At 64.5% G+C, this 17,307-nt stretch carries 13 protein-coding genes; 11 read left to right on the forward strand and 2 right to left on the reverse strand.

All coding sequences use genetic code 11. From position 1 onward, the window contains the following. The first annotated feature begins 175 nt into the window (after window positions 1–175). The 6 genes from lepA (at window position 176) to pdxJ (ending at window position 6,212) form a co-directional block, all read left to right on the forward strand. Window positions 176–1,993, forward strand: a complete 1,818-nt coding sequence (gene lepA, locus AAGT95_RS15465) for a translation elongation factor 4 (RefSeq protein WP_110600057.1) — start codon at window positions 176–178, stop codon at window positions 1,991–1,993. 12 nt (window positions 1,994–2,005) lie between these two features. Continuing rightward, on the forward strand, window positions 2,006–2,794 hold the full coding sequence (lepB, locus tag AAGT95_RS15470) for a signal peptidase I (protein ID WP_110600055.1): 789 nt from the start codon (window positions 2,006–2,008) through the stop codon (window positions 2,792–2,794). Window positions 2,795–2,974: 180 nt separating this feature from the next. Beyond that, the gene (rnc, locus tag AAGT95_RS15475; protein ID WP_281430470.1) at window positions 2,975–3,658 is read left to right on the forward strand and encodes a ribonuclease III; all 684 of its coding nucleotides are present in this window, start codon (window positions 2,975–2,977) and stop codon (window positions 3,656–3,658) included. Then, entirely contained in the window at window positions 3,655–4,554 is a 900-nt protein-coding gene (gene era / locus AAGT95_RS15480; RefSeq protein WP_110600051.1) for a GTPase Era, read from the forward strand. Before rnc ends, era begins: the two co-directional genes overlap by 4 nt. 70 nt (window positions 4,555–4,624) lie before the next feature. After that, window positions 4,625–5,335, forward strand: coding sequence for a DNA repair protein RecO (recO, locus tag AAGT95_RS15485; protein ID WP_342594407.1), 711 nt, complete (start codon window positions 4,625–4,627; stop codon window positions 5,333–5,335). A gap of 85 nt (window positions 5,336–5,420) precedes the next feature. Further along, window positions 5,421–6,212 (forward strand): pyridoxine 5'-phosphate synthase, encoded by a 792-nt coding sequence (gene pdxJ, locus AAGT95_RS15490; protein WP_110600047.1) that lies wholly within the window; start codon window positions 5,421–5,423, stop codon window positions 6,210–6,212. A 5-nt stretch (window positions 6,213–6,217) separates the two neighbouring features. Here pdxJ and AAGT95_RS15495 read toward each other — a convergent pair whose 3' ends face one another. Both AAGT95_RS15495 and AAGT95_RS15500 read right to left on the reverse strand, forming a co-directional pair. After that, window positions 6,218–8,401, reverse strand: coding sequence for a response regulator (locus AAGT95_RS15495; protein WP_342594408.1), 2,184 nt, complete (start codon window positions 8,399–8,401; stop codon window positions 6,218–6,220). Further along, window positions 8,373–8,744, reverse strand: coding sequence for a hypothetical protein (locus AAGT95_RS15500; RefSeq protein WP_342594409.1), 372 nt, complete (start codon window positions 8,742–8,744; stop codon window positions 8,373–8,375). Before AAGT95_RS15500 ends, AAGT95_RS15495 begins: the two co-directional genes overlap by 29 nt. Before the next feature lie 252 nt (window positions 8,745–8,996). On the opposite strand from AAGT95_RS15500, the gene cysM reads away from it, so the two are divergent. The 5 genes from cysM (at window position 8,997) to ppc (ending at window position 17,303) form a co-directional block, all read left to right on the forward strand. Next, window positions 8,997–9,893 (forward strand): cysteine synthase CysM, encoded by an 897-nt coding sequence (gene cysM, locus AAGT95_RS15505; protein ID WP_110600043.1) that lies wholly within the window; start codon window positions 8,997–8,999, stop codon window positions 9,891–9,893. A 2-nt stretch (window positions 9,894–9,895) separates the two neighbouring features. Continuing rightward, window positions 9,896–11,335, forward strand: a complete 1,440-nt coding sequence (rlmD, locus tag AAGT95_RS15510) for a 23S rRNA (uracil(1939)-C(5))-methyltransferase RlmD (RefSeq protein WP_342594410.1) — start codon at window positions 9,896–9,898, stop codon at window positions 11,333–11,335. A gap of 1 nt (window position 11,336) precedes the next feature. Further along, window positions 11,337–13,586: a GTP diphosphokinase gene (relA, locus tag AAGT95_RS15515; RefSeq protein WP_110600039.1), complete on the forward strand. Its 2,250-nt coding sequence runs from the start codon at window positions 11,337–11,339 to the stop codon at window positions 13,584–13,586. Between the two features lie 8 nt (window positions 13,587–13,594). Beyond that, the gene (gene mazG, locus AAGT95_RS15520; protein ID WP_110600037.1) at window positions 13,595–14,491 is read left to right on the forward strand and encodes a nucleoside triphosphate pyrophosphohydrolase; all 897 of its coding nucleotides are present in this window, start codon (window positions 13,595–13,597) and stop codon (window positions 14,489–14,491) included. A gap of 148 nt (window positions 14,492–14,639) precedes the next feature. Further along, window positions 14,640–17,303, forward strand: coding sequence for a phosphoenolpyruvate carboxylase (ppc, locus tag AAGT95_RS15525; RefSeq protein WP_110600035.1), 2,664 nt, complete (start codon window positions 14,640–14,642; stop codon window positions 17,301–17,303). The last annotated feature ends 4 nt before the right edge of the window (window positions 17,304–17,307 follow it).

Below are 17,307 nucleotides of genomic sequence, written 5' to 3' on the forward strand. Positions count from 1 at the left end.
GCTTCGGCGGGGCCGTGTGCTTTGGGCTTGTTGCTGTCCTTGCCTCGGTCATGTCGGTACAATGCGCCACATTCGTCATCGACCGCACGCTGGAAGAGAACGACACCATCGGCGTTTTCTCGGCAACAGTGCCACCGTGTGGACTGCGCGCGTACAAATTACCGGTAAGGCTTAAATGGCAGACGCTGCAAGCAACGAGCAACTGAAGTTCATCCGCAACTTCTCGATCATCGCCCACATCGATCACGGCAAGTCCACGCTCGCCGACCGCATCATCCAGTTCTGCGGCGGGTTGACGGAGCGTGAGTTGAAGGAGCAGGTGCTCGACTCGATGGATCTCGAGCGCGAGCGCGGCATTACCATCAAGGCGCAGTCGGTCACGCTCGACTATCACGCCCAGGACGGTAATACCTACCAGCTCAACTTCATCGACACGCCGGGCCATGTCGACTTTTCCTACGAGGTGTCGCGTTCGCTCTACGCCTGTGAAGGGGCGCTGCTGGTGGTCGATGCCGCCCAGGGCGTCGAGGCCCAATCGGTCGCCAACTGCTACACCGCCATCGAGCAGAATCTCGAAGTGCTCCCGGTGCTCAACAAGATGGACCTGCCCCAGGCCGACCCGGATAAAGTCGCCCACGAGATCGAGGAGATCATCGGCCTCGAGGCGCATGACGCCGTGCGCGTCTCGGCCAAGAGCGGCCTCAACATCGATCTGTTGCTCGAGCGCCTGGTTCGGGACATTCCGCCACCCAAGGGGGATCGCGAGGGGCATCTGCAGGCACTGATCATCGACTCCTGGTTCGACAACTATCAGGGCGTCGTGTCGCTGGTGCGTCTGTTCGACGGCACGCTGAAGAAGGGCGACAAGATCCAGATGAAGTCGACCGGCCGGGACTGGGAGGTGACCGATATCGGTTACTTCACCCCCAAGCAGAACTCCACCGGCATTCTGCGGGCAGGAGAGGTGGGGTTCGTCATCGCCGGGATCAAGGACATCCAGGGCGCCCCGGTCGGCGATACCATTACCCACACCAAGACCAAGGACGTGCCACGCCTGCCCGGTTTCCAGAAAGTGAAGCCGCAGGTCTACGCCGGCATGTTCCCTGTCAGCTCCGACGACTACGAGGACTTTCGTGACGCGCTCGAGAAGCTGGCCCTCAACGATGCCTCTCTCGACTACGTCCCGGAGAACTCCGATGCGCTCGGGTTCGGGTTCCGCGTCGGCTTCCTGGGCACGCTGCACATGGAGATCGTCCAGGAGCGCCTGGAGCGCGAATACGACATCGACCTGCTGACCACGGCGCCCACGGTCAATTACGAAATCCTGATGGACAACGGCGACCTGGTGACTATCTCCAACCCGTCGAAACTGCCGGACATGGCCAACGTGTCGGAGATGCGTGAGCCGATCGTGCGCGCCACCATTCTGGTCCCGCAGGAGTACGTGGGCAACGTCATCTCGGAATGCGTCAACCGCCGTGGGGTCCAGCTCGACATGCAGGTGCTCGGCAGCCAGATGCAGCTCGTCTACGAACTGCCGATGGCTGAGGTCGTCATGGACTTCTTCGATCGACTCAAGTCGATCTCCAAGGGCTACGCCTCGCTCGATTACAGCTTCGAGCGATTCGACGCGGCCAAACTGGTGCGCCTGGATATTCTCATCAATGGGGAGCGCGTCGATGCGCTGGCGGTGATCATCCACCGCGATCACGCCCATTCTCGCGGCCGCATTCTGGTCGACAAGATGAAGGAGCTGATTCCCCGCCAGATGTTCGACGTGGCGGTTCAGGCGACGATCGGCGGCAGCGTCGTCGCGCGATCCACGGTCAAGGCGCTGCGCAAGAACGTGACCGCCAAATGCTATGGCGGTGATACCACGCGCAAGAAGAAACTGCTGGAGAAGCAGAAAGCCGGCAAGAAACGCATGAAGCAGGTGGGTCGGGTCGAAATCCCCCAGGATGCGTTCCTCGCCGTTCTCAAAGTGAACGAGTAGGAAAAACATTTCATGGATTTTTCGTTGTTACTGGTGTTGGCTGTCGCCATCACGGGGCTCGTCTGGCTGTTGGACAGCCTGTTTTGGCGTCGTTCCCGTCGCCAGCGCCAACAGGCGGCCGCCGAAGCGCAGGGTAATGAGAAGTCGGCAGGCTACAAGGACCCCTGGCCGGTCGACTACGCCCGCTCCTTCTTCCCGGTGCTGCTGATCGTCCTGGTAGTGCGTAGCTTCGTCATCGAGCCCTTCCAGATTCCTTCCGGTTCCATGCGCCCGACCCTGGAAATCGGTGATTTCATCCTGGTCAACAAGTTCGCCTACGGTCTGCGCCTGCCGGTCGTCAATACCGAAATCGCGGATGTCGGAGAGCCCCAGCGCGGTGATGTCATGGTGTTCCGGTTCCCCGAGGATCCCTCGGTCAACTTCATCAAGCGGGTCATCGGCCTGCCCGGCGATCGTATCCGTTACGAGAACAAGCAGCTCTACATCAACGGCAAGCCGGTGCCCAAGTCGTTGACCGACTCCGATCCCGCCGAGGCGCCTGGGGAGGAGCTGTTCGAAGAGCATCTCGGCGATGTCGACCACCGTATCTTCAACAACCCGCAGAGCCCCGGCCCGCAGATGCGGGAGGTCGTGGTGCCCGACCATGAATATTTCATGATGGGCGACAACCGCGATCACTCCAATGACAGCCGCTACTGGGGTTTCGTGCCGGAGAAGAATATCGTCGGCAAGGCGTTTGCGGTCTGGATGCACTGGGATGGCGGATTGCCTAGCTTCAGTACGGTACGCCAGATAAACTGATTCTTATATAACTTGCCATCGATCTCGGGCCGGGCCGCTTGAAGCCCGGCTTTGGGCTTGCTGGTCGGCGGCAGGATCCGCACGGCGGGCGACGGGGCGTTCCCGCGCCCGCCTTGCTGCGGATACAGCGGCTCTTCGTTTCAAAGACAACGACTCAATGGGAATGACGTGAGTGATCCTCTGCAAGGCTTCAGTCGTCGTATCGGCCACGATTTCCGTGATCCGACGCTGCTGGAACTGGCGCTGACGCATCGTAGCGTGGGTGGCGCCAACAATGAGCGTCTCGAGTTTCTGGGCGACTCGATCGTCAATTTCGTGATCGGCGAGGCGCTGTTCAAGCGCTTTCCGGCGGCGCGTGAAGGTCAACTGTCCCGCCTGCGAGCCGGGCTGGTCAAAGGCCAGACCCTCGCCGTGGTGGCGCGTGAGTTCGAGCTGGGGGAGTGCCTGCGGCTGGGATCGGGAGAGATGAAGAGCGGCGGCCATCGGCGTGACTCCATCCTGGCCGACGCGCTGGAAGGGGTGATCGGTGCGATCTATCTCGATGCCGGCATGGACGTGGCCCGTAGCCGGGTGCTGGCCTGGTTCGGGACCCGGCTGGAAGCGATCGATCTGCACAACACCCAGAAAGATCCCAAGACCCGGCTTCAGGAGTTCCTGCAGTCTCGCCAACAGGCGCTGCCCCGATACGAGGTGATTTCGGTGGAGGGCGAGGCGCATGCCCAGACGTTCAGCGTCGAATGCCATGTCTCCATGCTCGCCGAGTCGCCGACGCTGGGTGAGGGCTCCAGCCGGCGAATCGCCGAACAGCAGGCCGCCGAGCTTGCGTTGTCCAGACTCGAACCATCAAAGGGCAAGCGCCAATGACACAGAGCTGTGGTTTCGTCGCCATCGTCGGGCGGCCCAACGTGGGTAAATCGACGCTGATGAACCGCATCCTGGGGCAGAAGATCTCCATCACCTCCCGGCGTCCGCAAACCACGCGCCATCAGGTCATGGGCATCAAGACGATAGATGAGGCGCAGTTCATCTACGTCGACACTCCCGGTATCCATCTGCAGACCCGCGACCGCAACAAGGCGATCAACCGGTTCATGAATCAGGCCGCCACCCAGGCCCTGCGCGACGTCGATTGCGTGGTCTTCCTGGTCGATCGTACCCGCTGGACGGACGAGGACCAGGTCGTCCTGGACAAGCTCACCCACGTGGAAGCGCCGGTGATCCTGGCGGTCAACAAGGTCGATTGGCTCGAGGACAAGACGACGTTGCTGCCGTGGCTGGAGTCGCTTTCCGCCAGGCGCGAGTTTGCCGCCATCCTGCCGATCTCGGCCAAGCACGGTACCAACGTGCCGGAACTCGAGGGCGAGGTCGCCAAGCGTCTGCCGGAAGGCGTGCACTACTTTCCGGATGACCAGATCACCGACAAGAGTCAGCGGTTTCTTGCCGCCGAACTGGTTCGCGAAAAGGTCATGCGCCAACTGGGGGACGAATTGCCCTATCAGATGACCGTCGAGATCGAGGAGTTCCGTGATGAGGGCAAGGTCATCCACATCAGCGCGTTGATGCTGGTCGAACGCCAGGGTCAGAAGAAGATTCTGATCGGCGACAAGGGGGAGCGGATCAAGAAGATCGGCATCGAGGCGCGCCAGGAGATGGAGCGGGCTTTCGACAGCAAGGTCATGCTCAACCTGTGGGTCAAGGTCAAGCGCGGCTGGTCGGACGATGACCGGGCGCTCAAGAGCCTTGGCTACAATCTCGACTGACCCGCCGATCTCTCGATCGACGAACTGACTCGAGCAGGGATTTGCGCGCTCCTCTCAAGAGGCCTTGGCAATGACGCCCCAGCCGGCTTATCTGCTGCACAAGCGGCCCTATCGGGAAACCAGCGCCCTGGTGGATGTCATTACCCTGGAGCACGGTCACGTTCGCGCCGTCGCCCAGGGGGTGCAGCGGGCGGGGAGCAAGTCCCGCGCCAAGCTGCAGCCGTTCGCGCCGCTGCATCTGACCTGGGTCGGCGACGGCGATCTCAAGCGTCTGCGGATGATGGAGACCACCCAGAGCGCCGTATTGCTGGCTGGTGAAGGCTTGCTCTGCGGACTCTACGCCAATGAGCTGCTGACGCGGGCGCTGCCGGTCGGGCTGCCGACGAGTGATCTCTTCGCCATCTACGCCTGGACGATCGAACGGCTTACCCGGCCGGCCGAACGTGCCACCAGCCTCAGGCGGCTCGAGATCACGCTGCTCGAGACACTGGACGCCGAACCGGTCTTCCTCGAGACGGACGACAGCCCGCTCGATCCTTCCACGCGTTATACCTATGTCGCCGAAAGTCGCCGTTTCACTCCCATTGGCGTGCAACAGCCCGGTTGGGACGGCCGCAGTCTCAAACTGCTGGCCTGCGGCGACTGGGAGGCGCCCGGGCTGGCTGGCCTCAGCAAGGCGCTGACCCGGGCGGCGCTGGCGCCGCTGATTGGCCATCAGCCATTGCGTTCCCGCGAGCTGATGCAGCGACTCAGTCAGCGCCGTCGTCAGGGGCGTGCCTGACCCCCGGGTATCGCCGGGACGCGGGTAGCGTCCTCGACCTGGGTTGCCCCTATCCTTTCTTTACCGCTTCAAGGAGTTCCAGTTCATGATCGCTACTCGTATTCAACTGGGGGTCAACATCGACCATGTCGCGACGTTACGCCAGGCACGCGGCACCCGCTATCCCGACCCGGTCCAGGCGGCGCTGCTGGCCGAGGAGGCCGGTGCCGACGGGATCACCTTGCATCTGCGCGAGGATCGACGCCATATCCAGGAGCGGGATGTCGAACTGATCTCGGCAGTTCTCAACACGCGCATGAACCTGGAGATGGCCGTCACCGAAGAGATGGTCGCGCTCGCCGAGCGGTTGAAGCCGGCGGATGTCTGCCTGGTGCCGGAGAAGCGGGAAGAGCTGACGACCGAGGGTGGGCTGGATGTGGTGGCCAGTCGTGATACGGTCGCCAGCGCCTGCGAGCGGCTGCGGGCGGCGGGCTGCCAGGTGTCGCTGTTCGTCGATCCCGAGCCTGCGCAGATTCAGGCGTCGTTCGAGGTGGGGGCGCCCGTGGTCGAGTTGCACACCGGTGCCTACGCGGAGGCGACAGGCGATGCGCGTCGTCTCGAGTACGCGCGGCTGACGGCGGCGGCGGAGTTCGCGAGTGAACTGGGTTTGGTGGTGAACGCCGGGCATGGGCTTCACTATCACAATGTCGAAGCCGTCGCGGCGATTCCTGGCATTCACGAGCTCAATATCGGCCACGCGATCATCGCCCGCGCTCTGTTCGTCGGGCTCAAGGAGGCCGTGGGGGAGATGAAGCGACTGATGGTAGCGGGCCAGGAGTCGGGACTGATAGCCCAGATCGAGTCTTTTGACCACGACCACGACCACGACCACGAATAGCGCTGTCAGTTGATGTCGGTCATCGCCTGGTCCTCGGCCCACAGGATCAGGCGATCGCAGGCCGCTATCAATTCACGAAACGCCTCTTCGCATTCGTCGATGGCGCCATGACCACAGCGCCGCTCCAGCTCGTCGCAAGCCGCCGCGAGTTGCGGAACGCCGCAGTAGCGACAGCCGCCTCCGAGCTGGTGGACTCGCTCCCGCAGCAGGGCGACATCACGCCGTTGCCAGGCGGCGTGCAGTTCCTGGCGGTGCCTTGGCAGCTCCGCGATCAGCAGGGTCATCAGTTCGACGACCAGCGCCTCGCGACCGCCGCTGCGCTCACGGGCCTGTGCCTTGTCGACGACCGGCAGGTCGCCGGCATGAGCCAGGGAGCTCGGGGCCGGCAAGCCGACTTCTTCCCCCGTCTGTCCCGGCTCGACGGTAACGGGTGTGATTCTCGCCGTGTCCGATTGCGGCTCAGTGTTCGGCGATTCGGCGAGGGGCAGATATTTCGCCAGTACCTCCCTTAGCAGGCGTTCGTCCAGCGGCTTGGTCAGCACCTCGGCGACCTCGTCGTCCGCTACCACGTCGTGACCATGGGCGTCTCGGCCGGCTGTCATGGCGATGACGGGCGTGCGGGCCCAGTCCGCGCTCAAGCGCCGCAGGCGTTGCGTGGCCTCGAAGCCGCTGGCGTCCGGCAGGTGCAGATCCATCAGCACCAGGTCGATCGAGGTTTCCGAGGCGATGGCGACGGCCTCCGCTGCGGTGCCGGCCACTACCACGTTGGCGCCAATGATCGGCAGCACCGCGTCGAGGTAGTGCTGCGAGATCTCGTCGTCGTCGACGACCAGCACGCGAGGGCGGGATGGCATGGCTTGCTGACGACTTTCCGCGAGCATCTTGGCCAGGGTGCGGCCCAGCATGTAGCGGGAGATCGGCAGTCTGAGCACGACGCTTCCCTTCGGGAGTCGCCAGTCCAGGGCCTGGGTCGGCGCCAGATTGGCGATCACCAGGCAGGGTCGGGAAATGGCGTCGAAGCGTTGTTGCCAGAGATCCCGGGTGGCGGCAGCGAGTGCGCTGTCGTCGATGCCGACGATGAGCAACTGACTCGTCTCATCCGCCGACGACAAGGCGTCCGCCGTGGCGATGGCGCTCGGCAGTGCGTGCCAGCGTCTCAGGGCGTAGTCCAGCAGATGGGCCAGGCGCGCGTGGGGCTGCCAAATACCGATCATGGCGCCGCCGAGATCGAACTCTGCCGGTCGAACGTAGGGCTCGCAGGCCTCGAACCCGAGTCGGGAAACGATCGTCTGGCTCCCGCCCCGGCGCTCACCCAGCGCCAGAGAGCCGTCCAGCTCCCCCGCCAGACGATGGCAGATGGCGAGACCCACGCCATCCTCGGCGTCGGCGGAGCGAGTCTCGCCTCGCGCGATCAGCCGGCGCAGCCGCTCACGGTGGGCGGGGGTGGCGTTGCCGCCATCGCTTACGCTCAGTCGTAGTCTCACGGCGCTGCCTTCCCGGCTCTCGAGCACGATGCGCGTGACGACGTCGCCCTCGCCGCCATACTTGATCGCGTTGTTTACCAGGTTGGTCAGCAGTTGACGCACGGCGACGTCGGCACCGACGAGCCGGGGCGGAACATCGTCATAGACGATGGCGAGCAGGGTAATTCGCCTGGCCTGCGCCAGCGGTGTCTGGAGGCAGAGGACTTCCCACAGCACCTCGGCGATATCGAACACGTTGTTCGTCCGACAGCGGCGGGGATCTCCCAGTACATGGTCGACGGTGTCCAGGAGACCATTGGAGGCCAGGTGAATATGGCGCAGCCATTCGCGCTGCTGCGCATCGAGAGGACTGTTCTCCAGCAGACGACAAAAGCCGAGCAGACCGGAGAGTGGGGCGCGCAGCTCATGACTCATGTAGGTCAGGTCGCTCTCCTCGCGGGCCTTCGGGAGAGGCTCGACATTGTCGGCTAACGTCGCCTGGTCGGATTCCGGGATGCTTCGGGCGTGCCTCGCTGCGCGTGACGAGCGCCGCCAGGCCAGTGCCGCGGGTATCAGTAGCAGCAGCGACAGCATCGGCATCAGGGCGGGGAGGGGGCTTTGCGAATACTTGCTGGCTCTGGAAGGGTCGAGGGTCAGGTCCAGCCAGTAACTGCGTGCCGATGGCAGCGCCAGGAAGTCACCCAGCGGTTGTATCCATCGCTGCATGCCATTCTCGTGCCAGGAGATCGGGGTCGCCGGAAGCGTCGCCAGCGGCGCGGGGGGGGGCGGAGCCGGTGAAGTCTCGCGAGGCGCCGCTGTCATCCCGCAGGGTGGCGTTGACGATCGCCGGATCATCGGTCAGGCGATCCAGCAGTTGGTGGACCCGCGCGATGTCTTCATTCTGCGCGGCTTCGGCCAGCGACGGCGTGAACACACGATTGATGCTTTGCAGGCGCCGAGAGAGCATCTGGTCGTTGGCCCGATGCCAGTCCCACGCGTGCCACCCGGTGATGCCGAGCAGCAGCGCCGACAGCAGCAGCGAGAGAGTGATCAGCCAGCGTGAAGCCATGGGTTTTCCGAAGCCTTTGCGTTCCCAATCGATTCTATCGGCGAATACGGTCAAAACCGTAGCGTCTGCCGTAACCTCAGTCGATCACAGTGTAAAAAATGGCTTCGACATCGTGTCATAGCATTGCCGAAGCCGCGATGACCGGATGGGGAGTGCTGTCATGTCCCCCGCCGGCTTCGATATACTGTGGTCACTCTCTATCATCGGTTTGCGAACCGAAAACGTTCAGGCTCTGGCTCTAGGACATTCACTATGGCATTCCCCACGCTTGCGCAGACCGTCGGCAATACGCCGCTGGTCCGACTCGCGCGTATCTCCGCCGGACGCGACAACACGATTCTGGCCAAGCTGGAAGGCAACAACCCCGCTGGCTCGGTCAAGGATCGCCCGGCGCTGTCCATGCTTCGCGAAGCGGAGGCCCGCGGCGACATCTCTCCGGGTGACACGCTGATCGAGGCGACCTCCGGCAATACCGGCATTGCACTGGCCATGGCGGCGGCGGTGATGGGTTACCAAATGGTCCTGATCATGCCGGACAACGCCTCGAGCGAGCGCAAGCAGGCCATGGCGGCCTACGGTGCCAGGCTGATCGGCGTCAGCAAGGAGGCGGGCATGGAGGGCGCCCGGGACCTGGCAGACGAGATGATCGCCCGGGGAGAAGGCAAGCCGCTCAACCAGTTCGCCAACCCCGACAACCCTCTGGCGCACTACCGCACCACCGGTCCTGAATTGTGGGAGCAGACCGCCGGCCGCATCACGCATTTCGTCAGTGCCATGGGCACCACCGGTACCATCATGGGCACCTCGCGTTATCTGAAGGAGCGCAATCCCTCGATCCAGATCGTCGGCCTGCAGCCGGCCGATGGCGCCAGCATTGCCGGCATTCGACGCTGGCCGGAAGCCTACCTCCCCGACATCTTCGAACCTCAGCGGGTCGACAGCGTACTCGATATCGGCCAGCAGGAGGCCGAGGAACATATGCGCCGGCTGGCGCGGGAAGAGGGCATTCTTGCTGGTGTCTCCTCCGGCGGTGCCCTGGCGGGCGCATTGCGGGTCGCCGAGCGAGTCGACAACGCCGTCATCGTGTTCATCGTGTGTGACCGCGGCGACCGTTATCTGTCCACCGGCCTCTACGCGCCGGAAGCCTGACCATGGCGATGCTGGGAAAGAGGCGAACGCCGGCCGTGCGCCGGGAACGTCAGGTATCGCCACCCGCTCCCGCGGTGGCTGCGGAAGCGGGCACGCTGGTGATCGAGCGGCTGGCCCACGACGGGCGTGGCGTCGCACGCGACGGGGAAGGCAAGACGGTATTCGTCGATGCCGCGCTGCCGGGAGAGCGGGTCGAGGTGGCGATACACCGTCAGCGCAAGCGCTATGACGAGGCGCATGTCCGCGAGCGACTCAGCGATGCCGCGACGCGCGTCGAACCGCCCTGCATCCATGCGACACGCTGCGGCGGGTGCGATCTCCAGCACTTGAGCGTTGCCGGGCAGCGCGAGCACAAGCGCGAGGTGCTGATCGATCTGCTCGGACGCCAGGGAATCGATGCCCCGGAAGACGTGGCGATATTGCAGGGCGACGATGCCGGCTACCGGCGCCGGGCCAGGCTCGGGGTCAAATGCGACGCCCAGGGCCGAGTCCATCTCGGCTTTCGCGCGCGGGGCAGCGAGCAACTGGTCGACATCGACAGCTGCCACGTGCTGGCGCCTGCCCTGACGAGACTGCTGCCGCGACTGCGGGCCCAGCTCGAGACGCTCGAGGCGCCGCGTCACGTCGGCCATCTCGAGCTGCTGCTGACCGATGCCGAGGTCGTCACCGTGGTCGTCCGTCAACTGCGCCATGTGCCGGAGGACGAACAGCGCTGGCGTGCGTTCGCGGAGCGCGAGGCGTTGGCCTGTGCCGTTCGCCGCGGGCGGAAGGCGACCGAGCTGGTCTGGCTGAGCGACCAGCCGCGACTGGTCACGACCGTGTCCGGGTCTCGCCGGCCGATATCGCTGGCGCTGGCGCCGGGGGACTTCCTGCAGGTCAATGCCCACATCAACCAGTGGCTGATCGACACCCTTCGGGACTGGCTGGCGTCGGCGCACGACGACTCTCTGCTCGACCTGTTCGCCGGCATCGGCAACTTCTCGCTGGCCCTGGCCGAGGACGCTGTCAGGATCACCGCTGTCGAAGGTAGTAATGCGATGGTCGAACGCCTGCGGGACAATGCCAGACTGAACGGTCTCGATGTCGATGCCTTGCAGGCCGATCTCAGTGATCCCGGCGAGACGGTGGATACCTTGATCGCCGAGCACGACACGGTGCTGCTGGATCCACCACGCGAGGGTGCCAGCGCGATCTGCCGACGATTGGCGGAGAGCGGCGTGACGCGGGTTGCTTACGTCTCCTGCGACCCAGCGTCGCTGGCGCGGGACGCGGCTCTCTTGCTGGCCGGCGGTTTCGTGCTGTCGCGCCTGGCGATGGCCGATATGTTCCCCCACACGGCACATCTGGAATCACTCGCGTTGTTCGAACGGCCAGCCCGTTGCGGGCGGCCAAGGCGTCGAGACGAAGATCACGACACTCCAGCTTCGGGAGGCAGGCACTAGCATGGTGAAGGTGCGAGAGAGCGAACCGCTGGTCGATGATGGCAGTGTCGATCTGGATCTGTGGGTGAAGCGGCTGCAGCAAGAGGTCGAACTGCGAGATCCCGGGCGTATCCTTCAGGCCTGCCAACTGGCTCTGCGGGCCAGCGAGCGGGACGTCCAGGGTAACGAGGCGCTGGCCGATCAGACGCTGTTGACCGGCCTGGAAATGGCCGACATCCTCAGCCAGCTCAAGCTGGACCAGCAGACGCTGGAGGCCGCGATTCTCTATCGCGGCGTCCGCCGTGGTCTGCTGAGCCTGGAGAGCGTTGCCAAGCAGATGGGGGAGGAGGTCGCCAAGCTGATCGAGGGCGTGCTCAGCATGGCCGCGATCAGTCAGCTGCAGGCCCCCAAGCACGGGCTGTCACAGCACAACCAGCAGGACAACCTGCGCAAGATGCTGGTGACCATGGTCGACGACGTTCGCGTCGCGCTGATCAAGATCGCCGAGCGCACCTGCATGTTGCGGCAGGTCAAGGATGCCTCGCGGGAGAAGCGCCTGCGCGTCGCGCGCGAGGTCTTCGATATCTATGCGCCGCTGGCACATCGGCTCGGCATCGGTCAGGTCAAGTGGGAACTCGAGGACCTGGCCTTTCGCTACCTGCACGAAACCGAATACAAGTCGATCGCCAAGCAGCTGGCGGAGAAGCGCCTCGATCGCGACCGCTATATCCACGAGGTGGTGGAAACCCTCGAGACGCTGCTCGAACGCCAGGGAATCCTGCGCTACCAGGTCGATGGCCGGGCAAAGCACATCTATTCGATCTGGCGCAAGATGCAGCGCAAGCGCATCGACTTTTCCCAGGTCTACGATGTCCGTGCGGTGCGTATCCTGGTGCCCGAGATCGCCGACTGCTACACCACGCTCGGCGTGGTCCATTCACGCTGGCACCACGTCCCCAACGAATTCGACGACTACATCGCCAACCCCAAGAAGAACGGCTATCAGTCGCTGCATACGGCCGTCATCGGCCCCGAGAACAAGGTGCTCGAGATCCAGGTGCGCACCTTCGCCATGCACGAGGAGGCGGAACTCGGCGTCTGCGCGCACTGGCGTTACAAGGGGATGGATACCGACGCCAAGAGCCGGGGGTACGAGGAGAAGATCGCCTGGCTTCGCCAGGTCCTCGAGTGGCAGGAGGAAGTGGGCGACGTGGGCGATTTCCGGGAGGGGCTGGCGAGCGACGTGGCGCCGGACCGGATCTACGTGTTCACTCCGGATGGCCATGTCATCGACATGCCGCAGGTCGCGACGCCGATCGACTTCGCCTATCGCGTGCATACCGAGATCGGTCACCGTTGCCGCGGTGCCAAGGTCGACGGCCGCATCGTACCGCTGACCTATCTGCTCAAGACCGGCCAGCAGGTCGAGATCCTGACCGCGACCAAGAGCGCACCGAGCCGGGACTGGATCAACCCCAATCTCGGCTATGTCCGCACGTCGCGCGCCCGGTCCAAGATCCAGGCCTGGTTCAAGTTGCAGGCGCGGGAGCAGAATCTCGACGAGGGCAAGGCGATCTTCGACCGCGAGTTTCGTCGCCTCGACATCGACGGGGTCGATCTCGAGCGGCTGGCGGGGGCGGTCAACTACACCTCGGTGGAGGACATGTACGCCGCCATCGGCGCCGGCGACCTGCGTATCGGCCAGGTGCTGCATCAGGCCCAGCAGCTGTTCGGCGAGAGCGACGATCAGGAGCAGCTCGATCGCCTGCTGACCAAGCCCCGTCGGCATCAGGGCAAGGAACCCAGTGATGGCATCACCGTGCTGGGCGTCGGCAATCTCAAGACGGCCATGGCCAATTGCTGCCACCCGGTGCCCGGCGACCAGATCATCGGCTACATTACCCAGGGTCGAGGGGTCACCGTCCATCGTCAGGACTGCCCCAACGTACTCCAGCTCCGCAGCGAAGAGCCCAGGCGCATCGTCGATGTCGAGTGGGGGCAGAAAGAGCGCGCCCAGTATCCGGTGGATATCGAGATCGAGGCGTGGGATCGCTCCGGACTGCTGCGCGATGTGACTCACGTGCTCTCCAGCGATCGGGTCAACGTGACCTCCGTCAACACCGTGACTGATAAGCTCGACAACATCGCGCGGATGCGGATCACGCTGGAGATCGAGGGTCTGGAAGCGCTCGAGCGCATCTTCTCGCGTATCCAGCAGCTGCCCAACGTGATCGACGTCAAACGGCTGCGGCAAGGCCACGGCCAGGCATAGGAGCCGGTATGCAGGACAGCAACGCCCCGACACCGCCGAACGATGACCGCCATTCGCTCGATGACCTGCTGACGTTGATGGCGGTATTGAGGGATCCGCGTCACGGTTGTCCCTGGGATCTCAAGCAGGCGTGGGACACCATCGTCCCCCATACGCTGGAAGAGGCCTACGAAGTCGCCGACGCCATCGAGCGTCGAGCGTTCGACGAACTTCCCGGTGAATTGGGCGACCTGCTTTTTCAGGTGGTCTACTACAGCCAGTTCGCCAAAGAAGAAGGGCGGTTCGATTTCGACGATATCGTGCATACCCTGACGGCGAAGATGCTGCGACGTCACCCCCATGTCTTCCCGGACGGCACGCTGAGTTCCCGTCGCCAAGCGGGCGACGGCACGACCCCGCGGGTGACCGAGAGCCGGGTCAAGGCGCGCTGGGAAGCGCTCAAGGCCGAGGAGCGCGAGGCGCGCGTTGCTGCCACCTCGCAACCGCTCTCGGCACTGGACGATATCCCCACGGCGCTGCCCGCGCTGAGCCGCGCCGCCAAACTGAGCAAGCGAGCTGCCGGCGAAGGCTTCGACTGGCCGGACGAGCGTGGCGTCATCGACAAGATCCGGGAGGAGCTGGCGGAGGTCGAGTCGGCGCTGGCCGACGACGACCGGGCGCACGCCCGGGAAGAGGTCGGCGATCTGCTGTTCGCCGTCGTCAATCTGGCCCGGCGCCTCGGGTGCGATCCGGAGCAGCAACTGCGCCGCACCAATGCCAAGTTCGAGCGGCGTTTCCGCCATGTCGAGGGCGCGCTGGCACGGGATGGCACCGCCCCCGGTGATGCCACGCTGGAGGAGATGGAGCGCCACTGGCAGGCGGCGAAACAGGAAGAGGCCACCGCGGGCGTTTCGTCCATGTCGTAAATTTACGACCAATGTCGCTTCCGTACCGGTCGATTCTTTCCCCCAGATCGTTATGCTGACGCATTGAGCGATCTATCTTCGTCGTCGGACCGCCGGCAATCCGCAGGACAGTCGGCGTGCCGGTTCGGCCATTTCCGGGAGGGAAACCATGCGTTCAGAACAGGAAACGTCGCTGCACGAATCGTTGCGGGACAATGTCCGGCTGCTGGGGGATAGCCTGGGCAGGACCATTGCCAAGGATCTGGGCAACGAGTTCGTGGATCGGATCGAACGGATTCGCGCCTTGGCCAAGAAGGGGCGGCAGAGCGCCGAGGAGGCGGACCGTCGCGAGCTGATCGACTACCTCCGGGCGCTGCCCGAGGGCGAATTGCTGCCGGTGACCCGCGCCTTCAACCAGTTTCTCAACTTCTCCAATATCGCCGAGCAGCACTACCGGGCACGCTTTCGACGTGTCGAGGATTACAAGCCCGGGACCCAGCCCGATCTGGGCGAACTGCTGCAGCGCGCGACGTCAGCCGGCCAATCCCCTCGTCAACTGGTGGATGCGATTGCCGGCATGCGCATCGATCTGGTGCTGACCGCCCATCCCACCGAAGTCATTCGACGCACGCTGATCCAGAAATACGACGCCATCGACGACTGCCTGCAGATCATCGAGGACAGTGGCGACCAGCCGGAAGTGCAGCAGCGCGCGCAGGGTCGACTCGAGGAGCTGATCGCCCAGTCCTGGCACACCGACGAGATCCGCCATGAGCGTCCCACTCCCGTCGACGAGGCAAAGTGGGGATTCGCGGTCATCGAGAATTCGCTGTGGGAGGCGGTGCCGACCTTCCATCGCGACCTGGATGCGCTGCTGATGGAGAAGGCCGGCGAGCGATTGCCGCTGGAGGCGTCTCCGATCCGTTTCGCTTCCTGGATGGGGGGCGATCGCGACGGCAATCCCAACGTCACCGCCAGCGTGACCGAGGAGGTGCTGCTGCTGGGGCGCTGGATGGCGGCCGATCTCTATCTTCGCGATCTCGAGCAGCTCAAGGCCGAGCTGTCGATGTGGAAGGCGAACGATGCGCTCCATGCCGAGGTCGGCGACGATCCGGAGCCTTATCGGACGCTGCTGAAGCGACTGTCGACCCGGCTGGAGGCGACCCGGGCGTGGGCGCGAGCGCGACTCGATGGGGACGTCCCCGCCGAAGCGGCGATCATCGAGACGCGGGATCAGCTGTTCGCGCCGCTGCTGGCCTGCCACCGCTCGCTGTGCGATGTGGGCCTGGAGACCATCGCCAACGGCGTGCTGCTAGATACGTTGCGACGGGTGGCGGTATTCGGCGTCAACCTGGCCAAGCTCGACGTGCGCCAGGATGGCGCCCGCCACGCCCAGGTATTCGAGGAGCTGACCCAATATCTCGACCTCGGCAACTATCGGGAGTGGGACGAAGAGCGCCGTCAGGCGTTCCTGCTCGAGGAGCTGACCTCTCCGCGGCCGCTGATCCCGCCGCGCTGGGCGTGCTCCGCCGAAACGCGGGAGGTGCTCGACACCTTCGCGGTCATCGGGCGCGAGCATCGTCAGGCGCTCGGGACCTACATCATCTCGATGGCGCAGCAGCCCTCCGATGTGCTGGCGGTGGCGCTGCTGATGAAGGAAGCCGGCAACGGTGTGCGCCTGCCCATCGCGCCGCTGTTCGAGACCCTGGACGATCTGGACCGGGCCGGTGACGTGATCGAACGTCTGCTGGCACTGCCGGGCTATCGAGAGGTCGCCGGCGATTACCAGGAAGTGATGATCGGCTACTCGGATTCGGCCAAGGATGCCGGTCAACTGGCGGCGGCCTGGGCCCAGTACCGGGCGCAGGAGCGACTGGTCGAGGTGTGTCGCGACGGCGGCGTCGAGTTGACGCTGTTCCATGGCCGCGGCGGCACCGTCGGGCGTGGGGGCGGTCCCGCCCACGCGGCGATTTTGTCGCAGCCGCCGGGGTCGGTGAACGGCAGCCTGCGGGTGACCGAGCAGGGCGAAATGATCCGTTTCAAGTTCGGTCAGCCCGATATCGCGCTGCGCTCGATGGAGATCTATGTCTGCGCGGTGCTGGAGGCGACACTGTTGCCGCCGCCCGCGCCTCGGCCAGTGTGGCGCGAGGAGATGGATCGTCTGGCCGCCATTGCCCACGGTGCCTACGTGGGCGTGGTGCGGGAGGACCCGGATTTCGTGCCCTATTTCCGCGCGGTGACGCCGGAGGGCGCACTGGGTCGTCTGCCGCTGGGGTCGCGTCCTGCCAAGCGGCGCCAGGAAGGCGGTATCGAAACGCTGCGGGCGATCCCGTGGATCTTCGCCTGGACCCAGACCCGGCTGATGCTTCCGGCCTGGCTCGGCAGCGGCGAGGCATTCGCGAAGCGGCTCGAGGAGCAGGGCGGGCTCGACCGGCTGCGCGAGATGCGCGAGCAGTGGCCGTTCTTCGGCACCTATCTGGACATGCTGGAGATGCTGCTGGCCAAGTCGGATCCGCTCATCGCCGCCTACTACGAGAAGCGTCTGGTCGATGACCCCGCCCTGACCCGGTTGGGTGAGTCGCTGCGCCAGCGACTGGTCGATCTCGAGGCCGTACTGCTGCGGATACTCGATCAGGGTGAGCTGCTCGAGAATACCCCGCTGATTCGTCAGGCGATCGAGGTGCGCAATCCGTATATCGATCCGCTCCATGGTCTGCAGGCCGAGCTGCTGCAGCGCAACCGTGATGCTCGGGGCGAGATCACCCCGGAGCTTTCCCGGGCGTTGATGGTGACCATGGCGGGTATCGCGGCCGGCTTGCGTAATACTGGCTAGAGGC

Source organism: Salinicola lusitanus (assembly GCF_038648475.1).
GTDB lineage: Bacteria > Pseudomonadota > Gammaproteobacteria > Pseudomonadales > Halomonadaceae > Salinicola > Salinicola lusitanus.